This is a genomic window from Streptomyces sp. NPDC021562 (assembly GCF_040640875.1).
Taxonomy (GTDB): Bacteria; Actinomycetota; Actinomycetes; order Streptomycetales; family Streptomycetaceae; genus Streptomyces.
This window is the reverse complement of sequence record NZ_JBFACN010000083.1, coordinates 1-1,695: the sequence shown is the minus strand read 5'-3', so window position 1 is coordinate 1,695 and position 1,695 is coordinate 1. Positions and strand designations below refer to the sequence as shown.

The 1,695-nt window shown below is 38.2% G+C and carries 2 protein-coding genes; one reads left to right on the top strand and one right to left on the bottom strand.

Translation table 11 applies throughout. From position 1 onward, the window contains the following. A partial coding sequence (locus tag AB0G52_RS40975; RefSeq protein WP_361344377.1) for an N-6 DNA methylase occupies positions 1 to 709 on the top strand: 709 nt, incomplete at its 5' end. 279 nt (positions 710 to 988) lie between these two features. Here the strand turns inward: AB0G52_RS40975 and AB0G52_RS40970 are convergent. After that, positions 989 to 1,695 (bottom strand): SDR family NAD(P)-dependent oxidoreductase (locus tag AB0G52_RS40970; RefSeq protein ID WP_361344375.1); only part of this gene is annotated, 707 nt, incomplete at its 5' end.

Genomic DNA, 1,695 nt, shown 5'->3' with positions numbered 1-1,695 from the left:
GGACATTCTCACTGAAATGAACCCAGCAAAAAAATTGGAATATGATGCAGTAGTAGCCAATCCACCTTTCAGCTACCGCTGGGAGCCTAACGATACTCTAGCAGAGGATTTCCGCTTTAAAAGCTATGGTCTTGCACCAAAATCAGCAGCCGACTTTGCATTTTTACTTCATGGGTTTCACTTTTTAAGTGATGAGGGAACAATGGCAATCATCTTGCCTCATGGAGTTCTGTTCCGTGGTGGAGCGGAGGAGAAAATCAGAACAAAGCTACTCAAGGATGGGAATATAGACACGATTATTGGTTTGCCAGCTAACCTGTTTTTTTCAACAGGTATTCCGGTTTGTATTCTTGTTCTTAAAAAGTGCAAAAAATTCGATGACGTGCTGTTTATCAACGCAAGTGAGTACTACGACAGAGGTAAACGACAAAATGTCCTTTTGCCAGAGCATATCGACAAAATAGTTAAAACATATAAATATCGAAAAGAAGATGACAAAAAATACTCTCGCTGTGTATCTATGGAAGAAATAGAAAAGAATAATTTCAACTTAAATATTTCAAGATATGTCAGCACGGCTGTGGATGAAGAAATTATTGATCTTGCAGATGTGAAAAAAAACCTAGATGAAATCGAGGTTGCTATTAGCAAGGCAAAGGCTAAGCATAATCAGTTCTTAAAAGAGCTTGGATTGCCCGTGTTATCTTAAAACGAGATGATTATGCAATGAATACATCTTTTAATAAAAAATTATGGTTTTTAAATCATCTTGTTCAATTAATTTTCTTTTTGTTGAATAGGGCTTAAGTAATGATCTTCCACAATTGAGCGCGATTGTGAGTAACACCATTAAGAAATGATCAAACTTTCTTATAAAATTAAAGCATAGATCTATTGATAAAGAATCCATTTTGATCAATCTTTTTTCAAAATGGATTCTTTTCATTTACCGGAAAATGCCGTTTTATAAGTTTTTTTTGATTAAACTTTATTTCAAACCAACAATAGTTGTCCCCGTTACATAAGATGATTGGTCTGAAGCTAACCACAAGCTTGCTTGGGCGATTTCAATTGGTTGGCCAAATCTGCCTAACAAGCTAAGCTGTGGAGCAAATTCTTCTTCTGTCTGTCCTGTTTCTTCTAATGAACCTCTTAGCATCGGTGTGTCAATCGCTCCAGGAGCAACTGTGTTAACACGGATATTTTGAGGACCGTTTTCTAATGCAGCAACCTTTGTCATCCCAACAACACCATGCTTTGCAGCAACGTACGCTATATTGTTCGGCTGTGGACGGAACCCACTCACAGAAGAAATGTTAATGATGCTGCCGCCTTCGCCTTGCTTAATCATTTGCTGTAATTCATATTTCATACAAAGAGCTGTTCCAGTCAAATCAACAGAAATCAATCTGTCCCAGTATGCTTCATCGAATTCTGCCGCTGGAGCATTGTCAGGTGTTAATGCTGCATTATTAACAGCAACATCAAGACGGCCGAATTTTTCGACTGTTTTTGCTACAAGGTTTTGAACTTGCTCTGATTTAGAAATATCAACCTTTACAAAGTAGGCAGTACCGCCGGCAGCTTCAATCTCTGCTACAGCTTCTTGTCCTTTTTCTTCATTAAAGTCTGCTACTACAACTTTAGCCTTTGCTTCGGCAAATAGTTTTGCCGTTGCAAGGCCCATCCCCATTG